At 52.3% G+C, this 24,801-nt stretch carries 21 protein-coding genes and 1 tRNA gene; 15 read left to right on the top strand and 7 right to left on the bottom strand.

Annotated features, from left to right (window positions below):
- The first annotated feature begins 1 nt into the window (after position 1).
- From E1919_RS16570 to E1919_RS16540, 7 genes are all read left to right on the top strand, one after another.
- The gene (locus tag E1919_RS16570) at positions 2–1,183 is read left to right on the top strand and encodes a hypothetical protein (protein WP_162054524.1); all 1,182 of its coding nucleotides are present in this window, start codon (positions 2–4) and stop codon (positions 1,181–1,183) included.
- A 21-nt stretch (positions 1,184–1,204) separates the two neighbouring features.
- A complete protein-coding gene (locus E1919_RS16565) occupies positions 1,205–2,104 on the top strand; it encodes a hypothetical protein (RefSeq protein ID WP_162054523.1) in 900 nt (299 codons plus the stop codon).
- Positions 2,091–2,273, top strand: coding sequence for a hypothetical protein (locus E1919_RS16560; RefSeq protein WP_162054522.1), 183 nt, complete (start codon positions 2,091–2,093; stop codon positions 2,271–2,273). The genes E1919_RS16565 and E1919_RS16560 overlap by 14 nt, the downstream gene beginning before the upstream one ends.
- Before the next feature lie 4 nt (positions 2,274–2,277).
- Positions 2,278–2,934, top strand: coding sequence for a hypothetical protein (locus tag E1919_RS16555; RefSeq protein ID WP_162054521.1), 657 nt, complete (start codon positions 2,278–2,280; stop codon positions 2,932–2,934).
- A 2-nt stretch (positions 2,935–2,936) separates the two neighbouring features.
- A complete protein-coding gene (locus E1919_RS16550) occupies positions 2,937–3,575 on the top strand; it encodes a hypothetical protein (RefSeq protein ID WP_162054520.1) in 639 nt (212 codons plus the stop codon).
- Positions 3,576–3,578: 3 nt separating this feature from the next.
- Positions 3,579–4,154 carry a glycosyl hydrolase 108 family protein gene (locus E1919_RS16545; RefSeq protein ID WP_162054519.1) on the top strand — a complete coding sequence of 192 codons (576 nt, stop codon included), beginning with the start codon at positions 3,579–3,581 and terminating at the stop codon, positions 4,152–4,154.
- 163 nt (positions 4,155–4,317) lie between these two features.
- Positions 4,318–4,953, top strand: coding sequence for a hypothetical protein (locus E1919_RS16540; protein WP_162054518.1), 636 nt, complete (start codon positions 4,318–4,320; stop codon positions 4,951–4,953).
- Positions 4,954–4,965: 12 nt separating this feature from the next.
- Here the strand turns inward: E1919_RS16540 and E1919_RS16535 are convergent, their stop codons facing one another.
- Positions 4,966–5,214 (bottom strand): hypothetical protein, encoded by a 249-nt coding sequence (locus tag E1919_RS16535; RefSeq protein WP_162054517.1) that lies wholly within the window; start codon positions 5,212–5,214, stop codon positions 4,966–4,968.
- A 130-nt stretch (positions 5,215–5,344) separates the two neighbouring features.
- Between E1919_RS16535 and E1919_RS16530 the strand changes: the two genes are divergently transcribed.
- Genes E1919_RS16530 through E1919_RS16520 form a run of 3 tightly spaced genes read left to right on the top strand, consistent with a single transcriptional unit; the run spans position 5,345 to position 12,254 of the window.
- Positions 5,345–10,018, top strand: coding sequence for a strawberry notch-like NTP hydrolase domain-containing protein (locus tag E1919_RS16530; protein WP_162054516.1), 4,674 nt, complete (start codon positions 5,345–5,347; stop codon positions 10,016–10,018).
- A gap of 32 nt (positions 10,019–10,050) precedes the next feature.
- On the top strand, positions 10,051–11,940 hold the full coding sequence (locus tag E1919_RS16525) for a hypothetical protein (RefSeq protein ID WP_162054515.1): 1,890 nt from the start codon (positions 10,051–10,053) through the stop codon (positions 11,938–11,940).
- Complete coding sequence (locus E1919_RS16520) at positions 11,937–12,254, top strand: hypothetical protein (RefSeq protein ID WP_162054514.1); 318 nt, start codon at positions 11,937–11,939, stop codon at positions 12,252–12,254. Before E1919_RS16525 ends, E1919_RS16520 begins: the two co-directional genes overlap by 4 nt.
- Positions 12,255–12,432: 178 nt before the next feature.
- On the opposite strand, the gene E1919_RS16515 is transcribed toward E1919_RS16520, so the two are convergent.
- Positions 12,433–12,506, bottom strand: a tRNA-Arg gene (locus E1919_RS16515).
- 72 nt (positions 12,507–12,578) lie between these two features.
- The gene (locus tag E1919_RS16510) at positions 12,579–13,298 is read right to left on the bottom strand and encodes a TVP38/TMEM64 family protein (protein ID WP_162054513.1); all 720 of its coding nucleotides are present in this window, start codon (positions 13,296–13,298) and stop codon (positions 12,579–12,581) included.
- A 179-nt stretch (positions 13,299–13,477) separates the two neighbouring features.
- On the opposite strand from E1919_RS16510, the gene E1919_RS16505 reads away from it, so the two are divergent.
- A complete protein-coding gene (locus E1919_RS16505) occupies positions 13,478–14,617 on the top strand; it encodes a cystathionine gamma-synthase (protein WP_162054512.1) in 1,140 nt (379 codons plus the stop codon).
- A gap of 198 nt (positions 14,618–14,815) precedes the next feature.
- Positions 14,816–15,328, top strand: coding sequence for a DUF6141 family protein (locus E1919_RS16500; RefSeq protein ID WP_162054511.1), 513 nt, complete (start codon positions 14,816–14,818; stop codon positions 15,326–15,328).
- 144 nt (positions 15,329–15,472) lie between these two features.
- Here the strand turns inward: E1919_RS16500 and E1919_RS16495 are convergent, their stop codons facing one another.
- The 3 genes from E1919_RS16495 to E1919_RS16485 all read right to left on the bottom strand — a co-directional run bounded on the left by E1919_RS16495 (position 15,473) and on the right by E1919_RS16485 (position 17,397).
- Positions 15,473–16,183, bottom strand: coding sequence for an OmpA family protein (locus E1919_RS16495; RefSeq protein ID WP_162054510.1), 711 nt, complete (start codon positions 16,181–16,183; stop codon positions 15,473–15,475).
- Between the two features lie 169 nt (positions 16,184–16,352).
- Positions 16,353–16,817 carry a hypothetical protein gene (locus E1919_RS16490; protein ID WP_162054509.1) on the bottom strand — a complete coding sequence of 155 codons (465 nt, stop codon included), beginning with the start codon at positions 16,815–16,817 and terminating at the stop codon, positions 16,353–16,355.
- Positions 16,818–16,962: 145 nt separating this feature from the next.
- Complete coding sequence (locus tag E1919_RS16485; protein WP_237144530.1) at positions 16,963–17,397, bottom strand: NUDIX hydrolase; 435 nt, start codon at positions 17,395–17,397, stop codon at positions 16,963–16,965.
- 127 nt (positions 17,398–17,524) lie between these two features.
- On the opposite strand from E1919_RS16485, the gene E1919_RS16480 reads away from it, so the two are divergent.
- Positions 17,525–18,556: an isoaspartyl peptidase/L-asparaginase family protein gene (locus E1919_RS16480; protein ID WP_162054508.1), complete on the top strand. Its 1,032-nt coding sequence runs from the start codon at positions 17,525–17,527 to the stop codon at positions 18,554–18,556.
- Between the two features lie 317 nt (positions 18,557–18,873).
- Here E1919_RS16480 and E1919_RS16475 read toward each other — a convergent pair whose 3' ends face one another.
- Positions 18,874–22,377 carry a ThuA domain-containing protein gene (locus tag E1919_RS16475; RefSeq protein ID WP_162054507.1) on the bottom strand — a complete coding sequence of 1,168 codons (3,504 nt, stop codon included), beginning with the start codon at positions 22,375–22,377 and terminating at the stop codon, positions 18,874–18,876.
- A gap of 175 nt (positions 22,378–22,552) precedes the next feature.
- On the opposite strand from E1919_RS16475, the gene E1919_RS16470 reads away from it, so the two are divergent.
- Together E1919_RS16470 and E1919_RS16465 are read left to right on the top strand one after the other, a co-directional pair.
- Complete coding sequence (locus E1919_RS16470; RefSeq protein ID WP_237144528.1) at positions 22,553–23,080, top strand: gluconate 2-dehydrogenase subunit 3 family protein; 528 nt, start codon at positions 22,553–22,555, stop codon at positions 23,078–23,080.
- A gap of 14 nt (positions 23,081–23,094) precedes the next feature.
- The gene (locus E1919_RS16465) at positions 23,095–24,801 is read left to right on the top strand and encodes a GMC oxidoreductase (RefSeq protein ID WP_162054506.1); all 1,707 of its coding nucleotides are present in this window, start codon (positions 23,095–23,097) and stop codon (positions 24,799–24,801) included.

Raw genomic sequence — 24,801 nt, 5'->3', positions numbered from 1 at the left:
TATGGCTAAAATTTCCTGTGAGCTTCCATTGAAGCTATCCACTATCAGAGCCGCTATCAACAGCGCATTTAAAAGCCTAGCAGAGTGCGTGGCAGGCTCAACCAGGATTGACAAGAGCCTGGACTTTCCGATGAGCCGGTTCCGCTGCTTTGACGATGAAATGTATGCTTCTTTAGGCCTTTCAACCTACTACAACCAGAGCGACACGACCGGTACGGTAATACTTGCTTCGCAGCTTTCCAATAACCCTGTTGGCATTGCCAGCACAACGCTGAACTTCAGCGTGTGGCGCGATGGTGTGCAGATTGGCACGACCACAATCACGCACAATGGGGGAGTTGCTGAAAATACAAGATCGCTGGATTACGCCAGGGAAGAAGCCGACTTTGACCTGACGTTTAGGTGTGAGCCAGGTGCCGGTTATTACCTGCAGCTTGATGCACAAGGCAACCCATCGCAGGTGACAGTCACGGTAGTGGCTAAAGTACCTGTAATGGTTGCATCTCAAGGGGATGCCTTCTATAAGCATGTAGATGACCTGACAGGGAACATTACCTGGGCATCACAGCTCACCAACAACACTGTTGGCGTGGGCGACACAGAGGTGTACTTCAGCTTGTGGAGGGACGGTGTGCAGATAGATTCCTTCATGGTGTCTCACCCCGAGGGTGTATTTAAGCATTCTTTTACCAGGCTATACAACCGGGAGGATGCCGACTACAGCCTGACGCTTAAATCTGAGCCAGGAGCCGGATACGACTTGTGGAAAGATGCACAAGGCAACCCATCGCAAATGACAGTAACGGTAGTGGCTAAAGTGCCTGTAGCTGCAACAGTACCGGTAATAAGCCTGAGCGCAACGAGAGACTTGAACCATACCATAGCTGGAGAAGAGAAGTGGAGCTGGATAGGTACCGTGGATGGTGGCGCTGTGCTGGAGGCTGATATAAGCGGTGAGATTTTCACTGTCTGGGACAACCAGCCGCTTTATGCCGCTACTTATAATTGGGTGTTGAAGGCAGGCACCAATTCCGGTATTCTGTTCATAGGCCAATACCCACAACTGGATGACCGTACGGCACCAGCCATGGCTGAAATCCTTGATTCCACGAATGGCACCTACACCGTGAACGAGGCCAACAGGACCAAAGAAATCACCATCTCAGCGGCGGCAGTCGCCTAACACCATAACCCGCAACACATTATGTACGCACGTCCCACGACACTTCCCCAGGCCATAGCAGAAATACAGGCCATGCCACACAAAGGGCTGCAATGCGCAGTGGTGGCCATTCCCTATGACGAAGAGGAGGCAAAGCCCCGGAAGCTGATGCCCCAGCAGGACTTTGACGCGGAGACGGTAAGCAGGGAGGTGGAAAAGGCCTTCACCTACTATGCAGGGCATGATGTGCTGCTGAAGGTGTACGCCAGGCGGGGATTTAGGCGGGACGGGCCGAGGTACGAGATTCAAACGACTTTCCAACTTATCAACGATACCGAAAACATGAGCGGACTATCTAAAAATCAGTCAAACTACAGTTACCCGCAGCCTAGCCCACAGCCCGAGGGCAACGGGGGCGGCTACCAGTACCCTTCGGACATGGGGCAGACCGGGATGTTCATCATGAGCATGAAGGACGAGCAGCTGCGCCATGAGCGGGGCCGCAACACAGAGCTGCGTGACCAGGTGAAGATACTGGAAACAACGGTGAAAGACCTCATCGCCAAAAACCAGGAGCTGCAGATGGATGTGCGCTTTAAGGACAAGGAGCACGAGATAACACTTGCCGGTATTGAGCAGAACAGCAAAAAGGGCTTCTCCGCCATTGTGGACGTGCTGCAGAACATGAAGCCCGAGGTACTGGGAATGCTGATGAGCGTAGCGATGCCTGGAAGAGTGGCTATGCCGCAGTTGCCGATGGGCGGGGTGCCGATGCCCTCTAACCTGACGCAAAACCAGCAGGAGGCCATTACCGAGATAAACAGCCTGCTCTCCGACATGGGCGAGGAAATGCTCACCAAGCTGTATGCCGTGGCGCTTTACGCAAAGCAGGGGAACATCAACTTAGACAACATACTGGCTCAAATCAATGGCGCAGCATAACCACACCATCAGGATAGCGGCCAAGTCAGAGCTGGAGGCCTTGAAAAAACTGGAGGCACTGCAGACCCTTGCCGACAATATCACCGCTGAAAACCTAAAGCTTTTGGCTGACAAGTCAAAGACGGTAGGCATCAACGCCAAAATCCAACTGTTTAAATCCTACATCTAGCCCTATGGCCTCTAACCTTCCCGCTGTCAATGTGCAGATGCCTGAATCGGCGATGAACAAGGCAATGAACGTCGTCTTCCTTGCCGGTGCCGCCGGTGGCACTTACCTTCTTGTCAAAAAGCTTGTCAACGATGCGCAGCGCAACAACGCACTAAAGGATTACGCCAACCCTTCCTCTACCGACGGCAAGGCGACGCAGTACGCCACGCAGTTCTACAACGCGATGTACTCCACCTGGGAATGGTTTAACTCTGCCTTCGGTGACGGGACCAATGAGGCGCTGGTTTTCCAGACCGCAGGCGATATGCACCGCCACAAGGTGTCGCTGCACACGGTGGCCCAGAAGTACAGGGCGCTTTACAGCCTGGACCTGCTCACTGACCTGCAGCGGGAGCTCTCCTCTGATGAGATGCAGCAGTTCAACCGCATGTACAGCTCCGGCAGCCTGGGCGCCACCCCGGCAGTGCAGAAGCGCATGGTAACCGCCACGCCGGCCTTCGTGCTCAATGAGAAGCTACAGCGCATTGCCTTTGTCCGTGCCAACACCGCTCTGGGCCCGATGGTGGACAACTTTATCCTTCCCGACAACAGGATCCTCCTAGGCTTCATGTACCACAGTGCGCTCCGCTATGTCGACAGCGCAGCAGTAAAACTCATCTGATCATGGCACCTCCTAAAAAAAAGCCTCTTACCAAGAGCAACACTTACAAAAGAAAGCAAAAGGCAACCAACACTTACAGAAAGGGACCAGAGCGCAGGGACAACCAGCTGCTCAACCTGGCCGTGCTGGCCGCGATGGTGGGTGGTGCGGTAGCCCTCGTGCAAGGCGCAAAGGCTGGTGCCAGCAACCAAGCAGCGCCGCAGGCAACGGGCAGCTCACCTGCCAAGGCACCTGCAGTCGTACCGAGGCCAACGCCTGCCCCGGCACCAGGGCCGGTGGCGGTCACAACGGCGCCGACAGCACCGGCAGTGCGGGACCAGGCCTTTGTTGACAGCTGGAACGGTGAGGGGCTCTATGCCGGCACCAGCCCTTCCTACAACCCTTACACCGGCAACGGGCGGGGCCATATCAAGCAGGCAGGCAATGAAACCTATGTAGGCCAGTGGACCGGGCACGTGAAGGATAAAATGCTGCAGCTCAAGATGACGGCAGTCTCCGGAAAGACCTACAGCTACTGGATAGCAAAGGACCAGGTGCAGCTCTACACCTTCGCTGAGGCCAACCAGCGCATCGCAAACGGCTCCGGGAGCAAGATGCCGGCCGACCTGAGACAGGCAATCGAAAACTACTTTAACAAATAAGCGATGGCGAATTTTGACGAGGCGCACCGTGTCATCATGCGCAACGAGGGGGGATACTCCAACGTGGGCACCGATTCCGGGGGCGAAACCTACAAAGGCATTAGCCGCAAGTGGCATCCCCACTGGGCGGGATGGGCAATCATCGACGCGGTAAAAGCCATGCGGCCGATTAAGTGGAATGAGGAGATAAACGACGTGAACCTGAAAATCAACGTCAAGAATTTCTACAGGCAGTACTGGCGCAGGTTCAAGGGCGACAGCATCCGCAACCAGAACATCGCCAACATCATGTTTGACATGTTCGTGATGACCGATGACGATGCCGTGAAGATAGCGCAGCGCATCGGTAACGCGATGGGCTACGCCTTGAAGGTAGACGGCGACTTGGGAAAATTGACTGCCGGCTTCATCAACAGCGTGGAGCCCTACCTCTTCTACAGCAGGTTCTTTGAGGCGCGGGAGCAGTTTCACCGCCGTGTCGCAGCCTCTAACGCCGCCACCGGCATGCCCAACCTGGAGGGCTGGCTCCGCAGGCTCAGCACCTTCAGCTTCTATTTAAAAAAAAAGACAATAGCCTAATCGCCCTGCTCATCCTGGGCGCTGGCGGTTACTACTTCTTCACGAATCCCCAATCCTTTAAATCAATTTTCAAATGAAGCCAATTCTACAACTATTAGGCGCCAACGTGGTGCAAGGCTGGAAATCAACCTTAGTCGGTTTGACACTCTTTGTGGCGACCGTATTGAGCGTGTTCCGAGTGGAGGCCGTCACCTGGCTGGATGCTGTGGTGCCGCTGATGCTGAGCCTGCTTCTGATGTTTGCCCCAAAGCAGCTGCGCAAGGCACTGATGGGCTACATGGGCAAAGGCAGCATGCCGGTGATACTGTTGCTTCTCTCGGTTTCCTGCAGCGCATCCAAAGATACGAAGACAAGTCAGCCGCCACAGCGAACGCTAACCGAGCAAACCGTGCAAGTCGCCTCCAAGGCAGAGGTAAAACCGGATTCAGCCGCAGTCCAGGTCAAGCAGGGCCAGCTCACACCGGGTGCCTCCTTCAGGCAGCAAGGCAAGCGGGCAGAAAGCATCGTCAGCGTCGACAAAACGGGCCTTGTCACCAGCAAATGCAACTGTAAGGGTGAGAGCCAAACTGACACCGTCACGGTGTACGTCCGGACGGAAACCCCAGTACCCTCTATGCCGGCTCCAAATGCAGGAAGCCAGCCAACGGAACCGGTTGTCTCCTGGTGGATCATACGCAACATCGTCGTGCCGATCCTCATTTTGTTCGTGGCCGCTATCATCCTCCTGGTGATTGCCCGGCTTATCAAGCTCCTGTTTCTCCAGCTCTTCCAAAGCAAACCAAGCGGCGGCATTCTATAGTTTTTTCTAAACCTAAATTTTTATACAGATGATTGATCCAGTATCAGTGGGCATAGGTGCCGCAGCAGTGTTCGGTTTTAACGCTTTGACCGAAAAAAAGAAAACAGCTCGCCGAAAGAGAAAACCGGCGGCCAGGAAAAAAGCAACCGCCTCCAAGCGGAAGGCAGCGCCTAGGAAGAAAGCGACCACATCCAGAAAAAAGGCGGCGCCAAAAAGGAAGAGCACGGGCAGAAGAAGAACTGCAAGTGCCAGAAAGCGCAAGTAGCACCATTCTGTAGCAGCCCCGCCATGTGGGCTGCTACGGTGCTTTGGCCATTCCCCTACTCACCTCCTAAACCGACACAGACAACAAGCCGTGAACAGCCAGAAGAACAGCGCATTTGCTACAGCCATGAAAGAGCGCCTTGCAAATGGCACAAAGGACAGCAAGGCCTCTGTCGAGAAAATAGCAGCGAGGCACGGTATCACCGACAAAACCCTGGTAAAGGAGCTGACCGAGCTGGCCATTGTCAACCGCGCCCGGGAACTGGCCCATGCCGTTGGGCGCAGCACAGGGGAGCGGTTCCAGAGTATTGTAGCGCTTTACTACAACCAGGTGAACCTTACCTTCCGAACAAGCCAGAGCATGCTCCTGCAGCAGTATTCCACGCCAGCCCCGATTGGATACCTGGCCGGTGTGTACACAGGGGCTGACAGGTTCGAGAACACGCTTTTTGAGCCCTCCGCCGGAAACGGGCTCCTGACCATTGCGGCCACTCCGCAGCGCTGCATCGTGAATGAGATTGACAAGGTGCGCCGCATGAACCTGGAGACGCAGGGGTACCGCAGCGTAACAGGCCTGGACGCCACAGCGCCGTTCCCCTTTCTGGCAAAGCAGTTTGACTGTGTGGTGACCAACCCCCCTTTCGGCTCCACCGATGAAGTAGTGTTCGGTGGCTACAGGCTCAAGTCGCTGGAGCAGGTGATGGCCATCCGCGCCCTGGACTGCATGAAGGACAGCGGGCGTGCCGCCATCATCATCGGCGGCCACTCTGCCTGGGACGACAAGGGGCGGTTGCAGGCCGGGAAGAACCGGCTTTTCTTCAATTACCTCTACAGCCACTACTATGTGGACGATGTGATAAACATAGACAGCAAGAAGCTGTACACACGCCAGGGCACCGGCTTTGCCGTCCGCCTAATTCTTATCCGGGGCAGAAAACCAGTTCCCCAAGGTGTCTCCCCGCTCAGAACAGCGCATGACACCGTCGCGAAAACCTACGATGAGCTCTACGAGCGCGTGATGCAGTACGCACCTGAGCCTTACAACCACTCTAAAAGCCTTAAAATGCTACGCTTAAAAGCCAAAGCCGCCAAAGCAAAGTTGCAGCTCCTGGACCTGGGCAGCCTGGGGATGCCCTACACGCCTACCTCCAACGCCTGTGTGGTACTGGATACCCATGTGCCCGACATGATGGCGCACGAGACATTCTCTGCCCTTTTGAAAATAAAAGAGGCCGTGGGCGGCGACATAGACGCTTTTGTGCAGCACAGGTTGGGCTACAGCTCTAATGTGGAAATGTGCAAGGCACTGGCAGCCGAGCAGATAGACGGCGTTGCCATGGCCATCTACAACATCGAGGCAAGAAACCAGGGCATCATCATCGGGGACCAAACCGGCATAGGCAAAGGCAGGCAGGCAGCCTCCATTATCCGCTATGCGGTGAAGCAGGGAAAGAAGCCCGTCTTCATCACAGAGAAGCCGAACCTGTTTTCTGACCTGTACCGCGACCTGGTGGCCATCGGTTCCGCTGACCTGGTGCCCTTCATCGTCAACAGCCGCGACAAGAAAACCAAAATCAAGGACGACAGAGGCAATGTGGTTTATGAGCCGCTGCCTGAAAAGCAGCTGAAGGACGCTGTCAAGAGCAACAGGATACCTGCAGGCTTCGACTATGCCGTAGCGACTTACTCGCAGTTCAACTCACCCGAGAAATCACCCGCCAAGCCCTCGTGGCTACGGCAGGTGGCAGCGGATAACATCGTCATTATGGATGAGAGCCACAATGCCTCCGGCGAGTCGAACACGGGTAACTTCCTGCAGGATATTGTGGCCAGCGCCTCCGGGGTGCTTTTCCTATCCGCAACCTATGCCAAGCGTTCCGACAACCTGCCGCTGTACGCCATGAAGACAGCCATGTCTGATGCCAACCTCTCAAAAGAGGGACTGGTGGAGGCCATTCAAAAAGGCGGTGTGGCGCTGCAGGAGATTCTTTCCTCGCAGCTGGTGCAGGAAGGCCAGATGATACGCAGGGAGCGCAGCTTTGAGGGGATAGAGGTAAACTACATCACACTGGACAAAAGCGCTGGCGACCCCTCGCTTGACAAAGAGCTCGAGCATAAAGCCATTGCCGACAACATGACCGAGATTATGCGCGAAATCATAGGCTTCCAGGAGAGGCATATCGAGCCGAGCATAGAGGAGATGGACAAAATTGCGGCAATCGAATCAAAGGAGATTAAGAAGCGCGGGGGCACCTCCTCTGCAGGCGTGGACAACTCCCCGTATTTCTCTAAGATTTTCCAGGTTATCAACCAGATGCTCTTCAGCATTAAAGCCGAAACCGTGGCCGACCGGGCCATACAGCGGTTGAGGGAAGGCAAGAAGCCTGTGATTGCTTTTGCCTCTACCATGGGTTCTTTCATTGAGCAAATGGAGGATGCAGAAGGTATGGCCGTGGGCAACGGATCCATGATTGACATAGATTTTGCCACGGTGCTCCAGCGAGGCCTGGACGGCGTGATGCGCTATACTGAGACAAACCACGACGGCAGCAAGGAGAAAAAGCAAATAGAGGTAAGCGACCTCACTGTGGAGGCGCAGGAAAAGTACTTCCAGATTACCGAGCGTATCAGGCGCGCCACATCCGGGATCACCATCTCGCCGATTGATGCAGTGAAGCAGCGCATCGAGGCTGCCGGTTACTCCGTGGCAGAGGTAACGGGCCGCAAGTATGAGGTACAGCTCAACCACTCAACCGGCAAGGGCCTGGTGATGCTGCGCGAGAAACTGGCCACAAACGACGCCTTCCGCTCCTTCAACGACAATGAGGTAGACGTGCTGATGATTAACCAGTCGGGAAGCACCGGGGCCTCCGCCCATGCCGTTCCCACGAAAGAGGTGCCGGCCGACCAGGTGAAGCAGCGTGTGATGCTGATACTGCAGGCAGAGCTGGATATAAACACGGAGGTGCAGAAAAGGGGCCGTATCAACCGTACCGGTCAATTGAAGCACATTCCCCCAATTTATGATTATGTGATTTCCGCCATTCCGGCTGAAAAGCGCCTAATGATGATGCTCCAGAAAAAGCTAAAGTCGCTGGATGCCAACACATCCTCGAACCAGAAGCAAAGCGAGGCGGTGCTGAGTGTGCCTGACTTCCTCAACAAGTACGGCGACACTGTAGTGAACAGGTACCTGATTGATAACCTGGAACTAAATGAGAAACTGGGCGACCCGCTTGGTGTAGGCAAGGAGGAGGACCCTAAAAAGGCGGACAGCAGGGGGAATGCTATTTCCATTGCGCACAAGGTTTCCGGTCGTGTGGCCGTGCTTTCCACAGCCGAGCAGCAGCAGTTTTATGAGGATATCACCGAAGCCTACGATGACTATATCGAGGAGTTGAAGCGCAAAGACGAATATGACCTGGAAGTGGAGGCCGTAGACCTGGAGGCGGAGACAATCAGCAGCCAGATAGCAAAAATAGGCAAGGGCGGCACCTCTGTCTTCTCTGAAAACACCCTATTGGAGACGGTACGCGCCAAGGTGCTGAAAAAGCCTTTTAACAAGGCCGAGGTACACAACTTGCTCCATGAGTCACTGGGAGCGCATACAGCAGCCCAGCGGCAAGAGGAACTGCTTTACGAGTACAAGCAGTACATGCAGGAGGCCGCCAACACTGAGTTACAGGAGAGGCGGGTGCATTATGACGAGCTGGAGTCCAGAATTCACAGCGATAAGAAAATAGCCAAGCTGCCACCCGAAGAGCAGCTGGAGGCCATACAGGAGCGCAGGAAGCTGCTACAGGAGGCAAGGCAGGCAGCTGAGCAAAAGATAAAGACCACGGCTAACAACCGCTTTAACTTCCTGAGCAGCCTCTTTAAGTTCTTCACCGTTGGCCGGGGAATCTATTACCATGTAGGCCGTGAGGAGCTGGCAAAAGGCATCTTCTTAGGCTTCAAGATTGACCGAAAGAAGAAAAATCCTTTTGCCCCGAGTAATGTGCGTCTGCGCTTTGCAGTGGCCCACAGTACAAAATACCTGGAGATACCGGCTAGCCAGAACGAAGCGATTGGCGCGATACGCGGCTCTTCCTATAACATTTCCTCCTGGGAGCGTGACAACATGCTGCATTACTGGGAGGACGCCATCAAGGAAAGCAGCCAGGACAGCAAAATCCGCTACGTCGTGACCGGAAACTTACTGCAGGCCTTTGACATGTTCAAAGGGAAGCTGGTGAGCTACACCCTTAAAGGCGGTGGCAAGAAGAAGGGAATCCTGATGCCCGAGTACTGGGTGCCCCAGGAATCAAACAAGTCCGTCAGCGTGCCTATCAGCCAGGCCATCGGGCACATTAAGTCGATGACCGTGGGCCGGAGCCTGGTGACTGCAAAAGGGGTGTCCATTCTGCGCCAGCCTCACTTCTACAAAATAATGGTGCCTGGTACCAAGAAGTCTGGAGGCTGGCTCTTCCTGGACCCTCACGTGATCAGCCTGGTGAATTACAACCTGTTTGAGAAGCAGTCAGACAAGATGGTGGCTGAGCTGGAGGCAGAGCGCATCGAAGAGCTGGTGAAGTGGCTACAGGAGAAGCAGTCCGACAGCGTGAGCCTGACGGAATCGGACTTCAGCAGGATTTTCAAAGCCAGAATCGAGGAACGCAGGCCAGTTCAGGAATGGCCGAGACTGCAAGTTCCGGAAATGAAGCAGGAACCCCAAAAAGACAAATTCAAGCTCCTGAAATTGAAAGCAAGGGCTGTGAAAGCCAAGCTTCTCTTACTCAGCTTAGACGCTAAAGCCGCCTAACCTATCCATACACACCAATCATTCAACACCCGATGAGAAAAGTAACCACGTCAAACTACCTGGAGGTAGTAAAGAACTTAGATTTTAGCACCATGCCCGAGGCGATCAGCGAATCGCACCAAATCACGCTGGAGGCAATGGAGGATAGCTGGAGCGCCTATCAGCAGGTGCCGGAGATAAAGGACATGGTAGACACCTATTTTGAGAAGCTGGTGGCCTTCCTGCCGGAAGAGAAACCTGCGCTCACTTACTCCAAGAAAAAGCTTGACCCAAATGTGCTGGTGGTCAAGCCGAAATATGACAGCAGGGAGAGCCGTATGGCGAAAGGCAAGGGCGGGCGTTCGGCTTACTCTAAACTCCACACCGCCATCAAAGACGTTTCCAACGACAAGCAGCTTATAAGAATGGCTCAGCTGGTGGATGAGGCCTATGAAGACGAGGACATCTCGAAGGTAGAGAAAGAGGAGCTGCTCAAAATGATGGACCGCAAGAGCAATGAGACTCAGCCGGAAGAGATAAAGCAACTCAAAAAAGAGCTAACAAGGCCAAAGCAGACAAAGCCCAGAAAAGCTAAAGCACCAAAACCGAAGAAAGTAAAGCAGCCCAAGTATAAAGCTCCGGTGGCTTACCATGATCATTTTACAGATGAGGAAAAGGTTATCAAGCGGTTCGTTGCCATGGACGGCAAAGTAAAAACCGAGAAGCAGGTAAAGCTACTGCTCGACACGGTAAACAAGCTGGTGGTGGAGCGTAAAATCCGGAAGATAAGCCACAATGCCGAGGTGATCAAAATGGTGCAGAAGAAGCTCACTACGGCCATACGGCACATGAGAGCTGAGAAGGAGGACCAGTTGCAGCTGAGCTTTGCCGACGACACGCTGTCGATGTTGAAGAAGTTTACGAAGCAATCCAAGGTTTACAGCACGGTGCAGCTCTTGAAGCGCTTCATCCCGATGCAGGGCACCACTCCAGATAAGGAGAAAGCCAAAAAGCTGATGGATGACATCACCAGGGCCATGACCAATGGCGCTGTGCAGAAGTCTGACACCTACTACGGCGATTTGCAGGAGGCAGTGATGGACCTGAATGCCGTGATTACCGGCGCCAACAAGTTCATCTCATTCGATAGCCCAACGCTCTCTGGTCTAGGGTGCCCTGGTACGGAGGATGCAGAATGCGGGTGCAACAAGGATGCAGTCACTGCCTTAGCTGGAGTAGCCGCAGCTAAAAAAAAAGTCTTGCCAAAAGTCGCTCCGGAAAGAAAAGTAAAGCTGCCTGGTAGTCTGGCCGGAATTTTTACGCAGATAGACCAGCCTGGTGTAGACACAAAGAAAAACACATTCCGTCTGCAAGGAGACATTGGAAAGCTCCTGGGCAACATCGAGCGAAAGGAATATGCCATTGCCCTGCGCGGTGATAAGGGTGCCGGTAAGACGAGCTTTCTGTATCAGCTGATGGATGCTTTTGCCGAGCAAGGCTTCAATGTGGCCTCTTTCACACTGGAGATAGACAAGCAGTCGGACTTGGTGCAGCGCATGACGCAGAAATTCATTAAACCCAAAAACCGCAGCCGCATACAGGCGGCCTCCATCGCTCCGGATGGAATTACCACTATCCGCGAGGCCGCAAAGTATTTCGACGTGGTGGCCATCGATAGCTTTAGCAAACTCAATGCAAACCAGATGGAGTTCGATAAACTGCGCAAGGATTTCCCTAATACCTTCTTCTTGGTGATCTTTCAAAGCACAACCGCAGGAACAGCCAGGGGCGGGGCCGCAGCCGAATATGATGCCGGTGTGGTGATTCAGGTGGATGAACCAGGTGTGGCACTATGTGAGAAGAACCGTTATGCAGATGCTGACAGTATGGGCCTTAAGTATTTAGTACACGAGTGTAAACTTTCTAACGATAAAGCATCATGAACGACAACACGCTTTTAATTGTGGGGGTTCTGGGAATAGGGGGACTTTACCTGATGAGCCAGAATAAGGATAAGCAGATGGTATCTCCTCATGTAATTGTGCCTGGAGTAAACTCCGGCGCCACCAGTCCCTATGTTACAAAACAAACCACTTTGAGCACCGGTCAAAAGATAACAAACACCATTCAGACAGGTGTATCCATTGTGGAAGCCGGTAAGGGTTTATTTGATAGCGTTTCAAGTATATTTAGAGGCTCGAGATCTAATCTTTTGCCACAGACTACGCCGTCCTTCTTACCTAAGAACATAGCATAGCACTGTATCATTAGCAGTGGTTATTTTCTGAATTTAAATTAGAAGTCAAGAATTTACCCAGCTGCTCCCATACTTAGTCTGGGAAGGCTAAGTATGGGAGGAGTTTTCTAAATCTGCTCCCATATCTGCTCCCGAGAAATAAAAAAGGCCCCCAGCTGCATGCTGAGGGCCTTTCCGGTGGTCGCGAAGGGAGTCGAACCCCTAACCTTCTGATTCGTAGTCAGATGCTCTATCCAGTTGAGCTACGTGACCGTTTTGTTCTGTGATGATGGTGCAAAGTAAAGGCCTTTTTCCCTTATACGCAAGTCCTGGGGCAAGATTTCGCTAACTTTTTTCGGAGGCTTTCCGCAGGGCGCGCTTCAGAGCCCTGTCGAAGAGGAAGTACAAACCGCCTATCGAAATGATAATTAGGGAAATCAGCAGGATTTGCCCGCCGGCGCCGGCATTCGGGTCCTGCAGCACCGAAACGATGTCGCGGGCCTGGGTGCCTATCCAGAAAAAGAACAGGGTACGTGGGAGCATACCGATGATGCTGGCGATAAAGAACCTTGTCCTGTCTACCTGGAGCAGCGAGAGCACGAAGTTCATCAGCGCGAAGGGCAGTACTGGCGATATACGTGTAAGGATGATAAGGCTCCAACTCTGGTTGCGCAGCTCCTGCATGAGGATGCGCGCCTTCTCGAAGCGGTTCAGAAAGCTCAACATCTTGCCGTGGTCTATTATTCTGGCGAGGCTGTAGCCTATCAGTGCCGCAATGCCATAAGACACTACAATTCCTCCAAAACCAATCCAGCCCAGGTAAAAGCCGCTCACCAGCGCTACAAAGGTAGTAGGCGTCAGGGCCAGCGCCATCGTCACGGAGATAACGGCAAAGTAAAGCAGCATCTCCACCCACGACAAGCCTGCGAGCAGGTTCTGGTAATTGTACAGTACCACTGCCAGTGTAGAGCTCACCACCACCGGCACCACGACCAGCAGCAGCATAGAGATAAACGTAGAAGCGTTTTCGCGTATAAAAGTACGCAGCATGGGGAATCCCTTCATGTGGCGGTTTTTGTATTCGTTTTGTTAAGGTATAGACGAAATACAAAGGACAAAAGATTTTAGCGGCTTTAAAAGTGCTGACTGCCGTAGAAGGAAAGGAGGATGTGAGACGCATTCTCTCTTCTGCGGTAATTTTTTTAACTTGCAGCATACCGCATTCTTAAACAGAAACTATGAATATGAAATTTGGAACAAAAGCAATACACGCTGGCATTGAACCAGACCCAACCACCGGCGCTATCATGACGCCTATTTACCAGACATCTACCTATGTGCAGCGCTCACCCGGCGACCACAAAGGCTACGAATACTCCCGCACGCACAACCCCACCCGCACCCAGTTGCAGAATGCACTTGCGGCGTTGGAAAACGGCAAGCACGGGCTGTGTTTCTCTTCGGGTATGGCTGCCGTGGATGCCATCATCAAAATGCTGAAGCCCGGTGATGAGGTTATCTCCACCAACGACCTGTACGGCGGCAGCTACCGCATTTTTACAAAGGTTTTCCAGAACTACGGCATCAAGTTCCACTTCACCGATATGGGCGACCTGACAAAAGTGGAGTCGCTGGTGAACGAAAATACCCGGATGATATGGGTAGAAACGCCAACAAATCCTTTGCTGAACATCATTGATATAAAAGGCTGTGCTGAAATCGCCAAAAAGCACAAACTGCTGGTGGTGGCTGACAATACCTTTGCCACGCCATATCTGCAAACGCCGCTCGACTTGGGCGCTGACATTGTGATGCATTCCCTAACAAAGTACATGGGCGGCCACTCCGATGTGGTAATGGGCGCCATTGTGGTGAAAGATGATGACCTGCACCAGCAGCTTGCCTTTATCCAGAACTCCTGCGGTGCCACACCGGGCCCTCAGGACTGCTTCCTGGTGCTGCGCGGACTTAAAACCCTGCACCTGCGCATGGAGCGCCATTGCCAGAATGGACGCCAGGTGGCGGAGTTCCTGAAAGGCCACGTAAAGGTGGAGAAGGTATTCTGGCCTGGTTTTGAGGAGCACAAGAACCACAAGGTGGCACAGGAGCAGATGAGTGACTTCGGCGGCATGGTATCCTTTGTGCTGAAAGGCGACAAGGTAGAGGATGCGGTAAGCGTGCTGGAGAAACTGAAAATCTTCACACTGGCGGAGTCTCTGGGTGGCGTAGAGTCACTGTGCGGGCACCCTGCCAGCATGACGCACGCCAGCATTCCGGCCGAAGAGCGTATGAAAGCCGGCTTAAGTGAGTCACTGATTCGCCTGAGTGTGGGAGTAGAGGATATAGAGGACCTGCTGAGCGACCTGGAGCAGGCACTTCGTTAGTTTTTTCTCAGACACAAGACGTCAAACACAATATTGTAGACTTGTTTCTGATGTATATTTAAGCCGCCTGCTGCTATAGCAGGCGGTTTTGTTTTATAGGTTGATTCATGTCTTACAACTTACTACTGGCTTCATCCCGTAGAAAATGAAACAAAGACCAAGGCATGTGTCTTTTGTCTTGATACTTGTGTCCAAGAAATGGCGGAGCAAAACATACTTTTCCGGGAGCGACAGCGCTTTAAGCAGTTCTGGCTGTCGGTGGTGGTGGTGGGCGTAGCCAGTATTTTTTGGGCAGGATTTGTATCGCAGGTATTGCTTGGCGGCAGCTTTGGCAACAATTCGGTATCCAACGTGCAGGTGATTTTACTATTTGTGCTGATGGGCCTGGGCTTTCCCATTTTTTTTTACAGCATGAAACTTACTACGGTGGTGCAGCCGGGGGAACTGCAGGTGCGGTTCTGGCCTTTCCATCTGCGGCCGAAGCGCATTCTGCTGCATTCCGTCCGCGACTATGAGCGCATCACCTATAATCCTATCCGGGAGTACGGCGGTTGGGGCATCCGGTGGGGCTTCAGAGGCAAGGCCTATAACATGTCGGGCAACGAAGGGGTGCAGCTACACTTCTATAACCGAAAGCCGCTGCTCATCGGCTCTCAGAATGCGGGGAAGCTATTTGAGGCCATCCGGCAGGCGAAGGAGATGAAGGAGTAAAGTGTGGGATGGTTAAATGGTTTAAATGTTGATGGTTGTTTGCATTAAAAGAGAATCACAACAGTTTAAAATTCAACCATCAGCACAAAAAAAGCCGACACCCCTAAGAGAAGTGTCGGCTTTTCTATCGTTTATGGATTCAGATTAAGACTGAAGACCTATGATTTTATAAACTTCTGAGAAGTCTGGTGTCAGGATAATTTCTGTGCGACGGTTTTTCGCTTTTGCCTCTGGCGTACGGCCAGTGTCTACCGGCATGTAGTAAGAACGTCCTGCTGGTGTTACTCTGTCAGGAGACAGTCCTTTCTGCGTCATCATACGGGTGATTTCAGTGGCACGCAGTACGCTCAGGTCCCAGTTGTCAGACATGTATTTCATGCCGCCTGCTACACTCACGTCATCTGTGTGGCCTTCTACCATTACACCAACCTCTTGGTTTTTCTTCAGCACATCCACCAGTTGGTCTATTGCTTTTTTGCCACCAGCGTTTACTTTGGTGCTACCAGTAGCGAACAAAAGTTTGTCAGACATAGACACGTACACTTTGCCGTCTTTAATGCTTACGCTCAGGTCGCCTTGGTTAAAGCCTTGCAGTGCAGTGTTTACCTCGTTTTTCAGGTTGTCCAGGATTTTTTGCTGCTCGTTCATGGCACGCTCCATCTCAGCAAGCTTTTGCTCACGGTCTTTCAGGGAAGTAGACAACTCGTCTACTTTTTGCTTAGAGGCAGCCTGCTCGCGCTCGAGCGCTTCTTTGCTTGCCTGGAGTTCTTCGTACTTCTTGGATGATACACAAGAGGCCATTAGTGAGGAGCACAGCACCAATGAAAGGGACGCTTTGAAGAAATTGAATTTCATGTTAAATAGTTAATTGTTGTTTGGTTGGTTTTTAATAGTAGCGCTACAAAGATGATGAATTATTAGACTGCAGGCTAAACAATCGTGGCAAAAATATAAAATCCTTTCGCTATTCTCGCTTGTTAACGGCGCCTTGTATAGAATATTTTATCTGTAATATATTTTTTAATTAAATTATTTTAATGTTTTGACAGCGAAAGCGTAACAGTTTATAGCTCTGCAGGCTTTCAAGCTTGTTAAGCCGGGGCTGTAGAAACCAGATGCCAATGGGCAGAAACATAAACAGCAGGTAAGCACCGGTAAACTCACTGGTTGATACCACCCGCTGCCGCTCCACGCTCACCAGCGACCTTGCCGCAAAGTATATAATGTACAGCAAGCAGAAAGTAGCCAGCAGGTGCATCGGCGCGAGGAGCAGCAGCATGCCGTATGGTAAGTTGCCCTCCAGTACGCTCTCTTTCACGAGGCCCAGCGTGTAAAGGAACAGCAGCGTGTACAGCACAAAATAGGTAGCTCCCAGGTGCAGGTATACCGGGCTTATCTTTATCTGTGCCGGCAGGCGACGGTACAGAAGGTATCCTACCCGCCACATCCAAAGAACATAGGCCACCGAAGGCAGCACATCAATCAACAAAGCTGCAACTCAACCCAGCGCTATCCCAGCAGCATCAAACAGTTTGGGCACACCATACTGCAGCAGGAAAGGAAGTACAAACAGCAGCAGAAAAGCCTGCCAGTGTTTCAGGCGGAGAAGGAGAGGCATGGACGCTTGCGCTAAATCAGTCAATCAGGTCCTGTTGCTTTAGCCAGTCGAAGATAAGCTTATCCACAGGCGATACCTTGTCCCGGTCATGGTAAGTGAGCCAAATGACTTTTTCTATTTCGGAGTTGGCCGTAATCGTGCCGCTGTACCGGCCTTTGTAGCACTGCATCTTTACTTCTATGCCAGCAGCATGCCCATGAGCCTGTGCCTGGAACACCCGCACAAACTCCAGCGTTTCCGGGTGAAGCTGCACTGTCAGTTCCTCTTCAACTTCCCGAATAAGTGTCTGGTGGTCTGTTTCACCGGCTTCGCGTTTGCCACCGGGTATGTAGTAGGTGTCTTTGCCTTTGCTGCGTGTGCTCAGTATTTTCCTGTCCTGGATCTCTATCCAGGCCATCTTGTCTATCAACGTCATGATGCGAAGATAAGTGGGAAGAGGCAAATCATACATTTGTTGTTTTTACAAAAGAGGAATTTTACCGCACCGCCTCACGTTTTTTCTTTCTCAATCAAATGGTATAACTTTAAGAGCAGCTTCCAAACTGGACTTTTAAATCACCCTTACATCAAAACAAATTATGAACAAGAAACTATACTTCCTGTGCCTGTTCCTGCTGGCCGGATATATGGGCCTGGCACAGTCTAAGCCTGACTACAGTAAAATAACGCTGGTGATACACGGTGGTGCCGGTACCATTACGCGTGCCAACATGACACCTGAAAAGGAGAAGGCCTACAAGGAAAAACTGAACGAGGCGCTTAAAACAGGCTATGCAATCTTGGAAAAGGGAGGCAGCAGCCTGGATGCCGTTGAGGCCACAGTGCGCGTGATGGAAGATTCGCCGCTCTTTAATGCCGGTAAAGGCGCGGTGTTCACGAACGAAGGCAAAAACGAGATGGATGCCGCCATCATGGACGGTAAAACGCTGAATGCAGGTGCCATAGCCAGTGTTACCACTATCCGGAATCCTATCAGCACAGCCCGTGCGGTGATGGAGCAGTCGGAGCACGTGATGATGATTGGCAACGGAGCGGAGAAGTTTGCGAAAGAGAAAGGAATGGAAATCGTAGAACCATCTTACTTCCATACCGAAACGCGCTTTAACCAATTGCAGCAAATCAGAGACAAAGAGAAAACGCAACTAGACCACAGCGGTGGCACCGGCAGCACGGAAAACATCTTTATCGAGGGTCAGAAATTCGGTACTGTGGGAGCTGTAGCCTTGGATGCCTACGGCAACCTGGCAGCGGCAACCTCTACGGGCGGTATGACTAACAAGCGCTACGGCCGCGTAGGCGATGTGCCAATTATCGGGGCAGGAACTTATGCCGATAACAACACTTGTGCCGTGTCTGCCACAGGCCATGGCGAGTACTTTATCCGTTCGGTAGTGGCCCACGACATTGCGGCGCTGATGGACTACAAAGGCTTGTCGTTGAAGAAAGCAGCCGATGAAGTGGTGATGAAGAAGCTGGTGGAGCGTGGCGGGGAAGGCGGCGTGATTGCCGTAGACAAAGATGGTAACGTGGCCATGCCTTTCAACTCAGCCGGCATGTACCGTGGCTACATGAAGAAAGGAAAATCAGAAGTAGCCATTTATAAAGATTAATAGCTTTGGTTTAAAGTAAAAGAGAAGAGGACCTGCGCAAACAGGTCCTCTTCTCTTTTATATGGATTGAGCTTCTTTTTGGGGATTATTAATGTCTTCGCGAATGTCCCCCTTCCCTTTGGAGGGGGTAGGGGGATGATTACACCTGCAGACAATCATTTAGGAAAGCATTTCAAAGAAAAGTGCGAAAGTTCTGATTCTTCAGCCGACTGTCATCTCCCTCATCCCCTTCAAAGGGCGACGACACTAAGCTGACCTGATATCTTACATAAGCTGCCATTGTTAGTGTTTTCATTGACAATCATTTTTCTGGTGCTCTACGGATTCTGGACAGTAGACGCTCCCTCTTTAAACTCAATAGTTCTGAGGGAAATGATGTCATTATTAGGCTTATCAGGCTTTACTACTATAAAATATACATCGTGTTTTCCGGTGGTGGGGGTGGTAACATCGCCTGTTACTTTCTGTGCTTTATCCCAGGAGCCGGTGGCTTTGTAGGGAGTTCTGCTGATAACGGGGCCACCCTGAGAATCGATGCGTACTTCTATTTCACCATCTTTGTCTTGAGAGGCATATTCATACGTGAGCTGCTGTATGCCCGTCAGGTCGATGTTCCGGAGCAGGATATAAGACTTATGATCGCCCTGGCTCAGGCTGTTGCCCCACCTCGGGAAACCCACGTGTGCATCGGCAAACGCTGTTTTTACCTTTGCGTTACGAAGGGTGATGACATCAGAATTCGTAAGCGGACCAACTTCCTTGCCCCCCTTATCAGTATAAACAGCCATGAGCGTATACCTGCCTGCTGGCTCGTCTGCTTTATGCTCTTTCAGGGTGAGAGTGCCTTGTGTCGGCAACATAGTCTGCTCCTTCTTTTTGTCGCTCAGAGATAAAATGTATTTTACCATTTCCTGCGCATCCTGCTGCGCTAGTTGTGGGTGCGCACTCATCACATAGGTCTTGCCCCAGTTGCCGCCGCCGCCATCAATTATCTTTTTTGCCAAAGTCGCTACTGCACCGTCCTGGCCTTTATAACGTTGCGCCACCGCTGTGTAGGACGGTCCCACCGAAACTTTGTCAATCGTGTGGCAGGCCTTGCAGTCGCTGCTGGCAATCAGGCTTTCGCCAAGGGAAAGCGACTCGACAGGGAGCACGGCCTGATGCCCCATAACAGGTGCCGCAGATTTGTTACCCTGCTGTGGGTTGTAGTTAAAGTATACCTTAAGTTGCTTTGGGTCGATTTGGGTATCTTCTTTATCTGTTACTGCCACAGTGTATGGCAAAGGCTTGTTTTCCCAAAAGAAGGATTTGTTACCAGGAGTTTGGATAGTGACAACCGGCATGGCATTGCCTACGCTTACCCTGATAGTATCAGTATTCACCAGACCCTTTGTGTCAGTAACTCTCAGGATAGCATTGTAGATGCCGTTTTGGGTATAGGTATGCACCGGGTTCGGTTTGGTGGAGCCAACCGTTTTGCCGTCAAACAGCCACTCATACGTTAGCTTGTCATCCTCGTCAAAGTCGCGGGTGCCACGGCTGCTGAACAACACCCGCAGCGGTGCCTGCCCGATTGCTTCGCGTATTTCCGGCAGGTCTCTTTCAGAGGTCAGGAACACGCGCTTGTTTATATCAGCCACGGCAGCAGAGTCTGTTACAGTTGCTTTAGCGATGGGTGCGCGGTTGCCTCTGTTGTATTCGATCTTGACTAAGCGGGCATCGTCGTTATCCGCTCCGTATACAGAGCCATACTCCAGCATATACATCACGCCGTCTTCGCCGAAGGCCATGTCAATGGGTCGTCTGAAGTCACCGTTTGCCGTCATAAAGGGCTCGCTGCGCAGGTAATTTTCGTTCTCATCGAAGCGTACCGCCACAACCCAGTTGCGCATCCACTCCATCAGGAATAAGCTGCCGTCGTAGTACTCCGGGAACTTACTGGCTGAAGTGGAATTAGGATCAAAAGTATAAAAGGCACCAGCCATGGCGCTTCGCCCTCCCACGCCCAACTCCGGAAACTCCTTTGAAGCGGCGTAAGGGTACCAGATCATGGCTGGCGTGGCAGGTGGCAGGTTCGTTAATCCTGTGTTATTAGGGGAGTTGTTGACCGGCGCTTTCGGGTCGTAGAGAGGACCAGCTGTTTTAGAAGCAAAGTCCCAGTCGGCATAGGCGTAGTTATTGCCTACAAAGTAAGGCCAGCCGTAATTACCCGGCTTTTTCGCCTGGTTAAACTCATCATACCCTCTTGGGCCTTGAATACTGTCTTTGCCGGCATCCGGGCCTATCTCTCCCCAATACAGCACAGATGTTTTTGGATTCACAGCAATACGGTAGGGATTACGCGTGCCCATTACATATATTTCAGGCAGGGTTTTCTCCATTCCTTTCGGGAAAAGGTTGCCTTCCGGAATGGTATAGGTGCCATCCGGTTCCGGGTGAATGCGCAGGATTTTTCCTTTCAGGTCGTTGGTGTTGGAGGCAGACCGCTGCGCATCCATGCTATAGTATTCCTTGCCCGGCCTTTCATCTATGGGTGCATAACCCTCCGACGGGAAAGGCGTTGTGCTGTCGCCGGTGGAAAGGTAGAGGTTGCCGTCTTTGTCCCAGGCCAGTGAGCCGCCGTGGTGGGCACCGCTGTTCTCCTGAACCGGAACCTGCAGCAGTACCTTTTCCGAAGCCAGGTCTAAGGTATTATCCGCATTTACTTTAAAGCGGGAGAGGTTAAATAGATAAGGTTCTTCTGCTTTTGGCGGGGAATAGTATAAATAGATGAAGTTATTTGTAGCAAAGTTCGGATCCAGTGTTACGCCTATCAATCCGGTACCACCTTTGTTGACCACCGGAAACTGGTGCAGGAGCTTGTTCTGACCTGTTTTAGTATTGTACATGAAGAGGCTGCCACTCAACTCGGAGTAGAAAATCCTTCCATCGTCGGAAACGGCTAATTCCATGGGCACATTCAGATCGTTTACCAATACCGTTTTCATAAAGCGGTTTTGCTCCGGCACCACCTTCGCATACGACTTGCTGTAATCCAATAACTTGCCATCACCGATAGCATATTGAAGACCACCCAGTAAGTGACTCACAAACAGAGAGTCGCTATAGCTCTCATCCATATGGCCGCCGCCGGTATAGAAAGCACGGCCGCCATCAAACTCGTGGTACCAGGCAATCGGATGGTTTGCCCCGTTTGTGCCACCCTCATAGGTGTTTTCGTCGAGGTTAGCCAGCACCTTAAGGCCGGGGTAGAAGGACTTGTAGCTGTACCATTCATCGGTGCGCTCCCATTTATCCGGTAAGCCTGCCGTGGAGGGATGGTTCTTGTCGAGTATCTCCACGGTAGCCTTGCGCTCGCCGGGGTTCAGCGGATGGCTGGAGAAATGAGCTCCCATCAGTTTATCGTACCAGGGCCAGTCGTACTCCGTGTCTGCCGCCGCATGGATGCCCATGTAGCCACCGCCTGCCTGTATGTAGCGCTCAAAGGCTGCCTCCTGCTCCGGGTTCAGCACGTTCCCGGTTGTGCTCAGGAAGACAACAGCCTGATAATTCCGCAGGCTGTCATCCACAAAATAAGCGGCGTTTTTGGTCGTGTCTACCCGGAAGTTATTTTCCTGCCCCAGCTTCTGGAAGGCAGCAATGCCATGGGGAATGGAGGTGTGTTTCCATCCTTTTGTCTTGGAGAAAACCAGTACCCGGGGGGGGGCGGCCTCTTCAGATATCTGTTGTTTTGGGTTGAGGCAGGCATATGTCCCCAGGGTGATGCCTGAAAGGCAGAGAAAACGAAGCAGGAACTTTGATGCCTGTTGCAAATGTATCATGGTAAGAAATAGGTAAACAAATGTGAGTACGCAATCACAAGATAAGGAAGAATGAAGTAAAAGGCACGGAATGCTTCCAATTAGTTGCTGATTTAAAGCAGTTTCCTTATACTTGATATAGCTTCCTGAACTTAAGTCAGGCAGCAAAACGAATTATCAGCGCAAGAGATCGCTTATGGAAAGACGCGTAGTTATCAGACACATGGCGGTGGCCATGGCTGGCTTGGTCCTGCTCCCGGGCTGCGACATAGGGAGCAAAAAGGCAAAAGCCCAAACGCTGCAGCCCGACTTATCGCCCGACCAGGAGAGCCTGCTGGCTGAGGTAGTAGACACCTTCATCCCTGCAACTGACACGCCGGGCGCAAAAGACCTGAACGTGCACCTCTTTGTACAAAAAATGGTGAAAGACTGCTATGAAAAAGAGGTGCAGGAAAACCTGGTGAAAGGGCTTCATACAGTAGAAGCCCTTGCGCAAAAGGAATACAAAAGCTCCTTTGCAGCCCTCCCTGAAGCCCGGCGCATCGACATCCTCACCGGGATGGAGCAATCAGACAAGGAGGATCAGCAGGCGTTCTTCTCTTTGGTGAAGGAGCTCACCATTTTCGGCTACACCACTTCCGAGTACGTCATGACGAACCTGACGGGATATACGCCGATTCCGGGTCACTACTACGGCTGCGTTCCACTTCCTAAAGCTGCTTAACCCTTCAAAAGAATATGGCGAACTTATCGATAGATGCAGTAAAGAAAATGACGTACGATGCCATCGTGATTGGATCGGGCATCAGTGGGGGCTGGGCAGCCAAGGAGCTAAGCGAGAAAGGCCTTAAAACGCTGGTGCTGGAGCGCGGACGCGATGTGCAGCATGTAAAGGACTACCCCACCGCCACAAAACATCCCTGGGAACTGGAGCACCGGGGCCGGCCATCGCTGGAGGTGCAGAAGGAGTTTGCCACCAGAAAGGGCAAGGTAGACGAAGCAACGATGCATTTCTTTGTAAAGGATGCAGAGCAGCCTATTGTGCAGGAAAAGCCCTTCACCTGGACCCGGGGCTATCAGGTGGGAGGCAAGTCGCTGACGTGGGCGCGGCAGACGCAGCGCTGGAGCGACTTTGACTTTGAGGGGCCTGCCCGCGACGGTTTTGCCATAGACTGGCCTATTCGCTATATTGACCTTGCCCCCTGGTATAGCTACGTAGAGAAGTTTGCCGGTATCTCCGGTAACAGAGACGGGCTGCCACAATTGCCGGACGGGGAGTTCCTGCCGGCCACGGAACTGAGCTGCATTGAAACGCACCTGCAGCGCACCATCGCCAGCAAGTACAAAGACCGACAGCTCATTCAGGGGCGTTGTGCCCACATCACCGAGCCGCAGCCTATCCACCTGCAGCAGGGCAGGGCAAAGTGCCAGCACCGCACCATGTGCAACCGGGGCTGCCCATTTGGCGGGTATTTCAGCAGCAACGCTTCTACCTTGCCCTGGGCGGCCAGAACAGGCAACATGACGCTGCGCCCGCATTCCGTGGTACACTCTATTATTTATGACGAGCAAAAAGGAAAAGCTTCGGGGGTGCGTGTGGTGGATGCCAATACAAAGGAAGTACTGGAGTTCTACGCAAGCGTGATTTTCGTGAACGGATCGGCGCTGAACTCCAACCTGATTTTAATGAACTCCATCTCCAGTCGCTTTCCGAACGGCCTGGGCAACGACAATGGCTTGCTGGGCAAGTATATCTCCTGGCATAACTACCGGGGCAAAATCTCCGCCTCTTATGAAGGCCTGCAGGAGGTGACCATTGATGGGCGCACCCCAAATAACAGCTACATTCCCCGTTTCCGAAACCTTTACAGGCAGGAGACGGACTTTTTGCGGGGCTATGCCACAGGCCTGGGTGGTGGGCGCGGCACAGCTCGAAGTACCGATGGGATAGGCGCCAATCTGAAGGCCAACCTTTTGAACAGGACGCCGGGCAACTGGCACATCAGTGCCTGGATGCAGGGCGAGGTGATACCGAGGGAAAGCAACCACATCCGGCTCCATGCCACAGAAAAAGACCCCTACGGCATCCCGCAGCTGGTCACTTCCTGCGACTGGACCGAAAATGACGATAAAATGGTGCAGGATTACCTGGAGCAGCTCACGGAGATGTTCACGCTGGCAGGCTTCACCAACATCAATGCCGTGGATACCCATTCTGCGCCCGGTGCAGACATACACGAGATGGGGGGTGCGCGCATGGGCAAAGACCCGAAGACTTCCCTGCTGAACAAGTGGAACCAGCTGCACGCCTGCGAAAACGTGTTTGTGACAGACGGCGCCTGCATGACCTCCACCTCTACGCAAAACCCGTCGCTGACTTACATGGCGCTTACAGCACGCGCAGCGGACTATGCGGTGAGTGAGCTTAAGAAGCGGAACATTTGA

The sequence above is a fragment of the Pontibacter pamirensis genome (assembly GCF_010015475.1).
Taxonomy (GTDB): domain Bacteria; phylum Bacteroidota; class Bacteroidia; order Cytophagales; family Hymenobacteraceae; genus Pontibacter; species Pontibacter pamirensis.
Note: the sequence above shows the minus strand (reverse complement) of the source record. Positions and strands in the feature narration are given on the sequence as shown.

Bases quoted from the DNA above. Each gene is read 5' to 3' on its own strand.
- E1919_RS16570 (WP_162054524.1), top strand. From the start codon at position 2: ATGGCTAAAATTTCCTGTGAGCTTCCATTGAAGCTATCCACTATCAGA.
- E1919_RS16565 (WP_162054523.1), top strand. From the start codon at position 1,205: ATGTACGCACGTCCCACGACACTTCCCCAGGCCATAGCAGAAATACAG.
- E1919_RS16560 (WP_162054522.1), top strand. From the start codon at position 2,091: ATGGCGCAGCATAACCACACCATCAGGATAGCGGCCAAGTCAGAGCTG.
- E1919_RS16555 (WP_162054521.1), top strand. From the start codon at position 2,278: ATGGCCTCTAACCTTCCCGCTGTCAATGTGCAGATGCCTGAATCGGCG.
- E1919_RS16550 (WP_162054520.1), top strand. From the start codon at position 2,937: ATGGCACCTCCTAAAAAAAAGCCTCTTACCAAGAGCAACACTTACAAA.
- E1919_RS16545 (WP_162054519.1), top strand. From the start codon at position 3,579: ATGGCGAATTTTGACGAGGCGCACCGTGTCATCATGCGCAACGAGGGG.
- E1919_RS16530 (WP_162054516.1), top strand. From the start codon at position 5,345: ATGAAAGAGCGCCTTGCAAATGGCACAAAGGACAGCAAGGCCTCTGTC.
- E1919_RS16525 (WP_162054515.1), top strand. From the start codon at position 10,051: ATGAGAAAAGTAACCACGTCAAACTACCTGGAGGTAGTAAAGAACTTA.
- E1919_RS16520 (WP_162054514.1), top strand. From the start codon at position 11,937: ATGAACGACAACACGCTTTTAATTGTGGGGGTTCTGGGAATAGGGGGA.
- E1919_RS16510 (WP_162054513.1), bottom strand. From the start codon at position 13,298: ATGAAGGGATTCCCCATGCTGCGTACTTTTATACGCGAAAACGCTTCT.
- E1919_RS16505 (WP_162054512.1), top strand. From the start codon at position 13,478: ATGAAATTTGGAACAAAAGCAATACACGCTGGCATTGAACCAGACCCA.
- E1919_RS16500 (WP_162054511.1), top strand. From the start codon at position 14,816: ATGGCGGAGCAAAACATACTTTTCCGGGAGCGACAGCGCTTTAAGCAG.
- E1919_RS16495 (WP_162054510.1), bottom strand. From the start codon at position 16,183: ATGAAATTCAATTTCTTCAAAGCGTCCCTTTCATTGGTGCTGTGCTCC.
- E1919_RS16485 (WP_237144530.1), bottom strand. From the start codon at position 17,397: ATGTATGATTTGCCTCTTCCCACTTATCTTCGCATCATGACGTTGATA.
- E1919_RS16480 (WP_162054508.1), top strand. From the start codon at position 17,525: ATGAACAAGAAACTATACTTCCTGTGCCTGTTCCTGCTGGCCGGATAT.
- E1919_RS16475 (WP_162054507.1), bottom strand. From the start codon at position 22,377: ATGATACATTTGCAACAGGCATCAAAGTTCCTGCTTCGTTTTCTCTGC.
- E1919_RS16470 (WP_237144528.1), top strand. From the start codon at position 22,553: ATGGAAAGACGCGTAGTTATCAGACACATGGCGGTGGCCATGGCTGGC.
- E1919_RS16465 (WP_162054506.1), top strand. From the start codon at position 23,095: ATGGCGAACTTATCGATAGATGCAGTAAAGAAAATGACGTACGATGCC.